At 66.3% G+C, this 594-nt stretch carries 1 protein-coding gene and 1 pseudogene; both read right to left on the bottom strand.

Translation table 11 applies throughout. The annotated features are described in order from the left end of the window. The coding region (locus ACLJQE_RS44720) for a PEP-utilizing enzyme (RefSeq protein ID WP_410645930.1) at positions 1-195 on the bottom strand (195 nt) is incomplete at its 3' end. Beyond that, positions 182-594 (bottom strand): annotated as a pseudogene (locus ACLJQE_RS44715) (hypothetical protein); the annotation flags it as partial. The pseudogene ACLJQE_RS44715 and the gene ACLJQE_RS44720, both read right to left, overlap by 14 nt.

The raw sequence follows: 594 nt of genomic DNA, 5'->3' as shown, positions 1-594 counted from the left end.
GGGAATCAGCCGGGTGGCATCTACCACACCGACGACAGCCGGCAGGCCGTACTCCCGTGCGATCACTGCGCCGTGTGTCATCAATCCTCCGACCTCCGTCACCAGGCCTGTGATGGCGACGAAGAGGGGCGTCCAGCTCGGGTCCGTGTGGGCCGTCACGAGGATGTCACCCGGTTCGAGATCAGCCTGGGCCATGTCCATGATGACGCGGGCGCGCCCTTCGATGCTCACGTCGGATGGCGAAGCCGTCGCCGGTCGGCACGTCGTCGCGTCGGTACGCCCCGGCGACGGCTTCGCCATCCGACGTGAGCACCCGGGGCGGCGTGAGCGCGTGGTACGACCGGAACGCGTCCTTGCGCTGGCGGATGAGCTGGTCATCCACCTGCTGCGTGCGCACGACGTCGTGGAGCTCCTGGAACGTGAGGTAGAAGATGTCTTCCTTCTCAGCGAGCACGTTGGCCTGCACGAGGCGCTCGGCCTCTCCCAGGAGGGCCTGCTTGTAGACGAAGTAGCGGCTGACGATGTCGTACTTTGGGTACTCCCGGTAGCCGATGAAGGTCCGGACCCGGTCGATCATCCGCTTGGCCTCGTCGG

Origin of the sequence: Amycolatopsis sp. lyj-346 (assembly GCF_046548975.1) — a bacterium.
Taxonomy (GTDB): Bacteria; Actinomycetota; Actinomycetes; order Mycobacteriales; family Pseudonocardiaceae; genus Amycolatopsis.
Note: the sequence above shows the minus strand (reverse complement) of the source record. Positions and strands in the feature narration are given on the sequence as shown.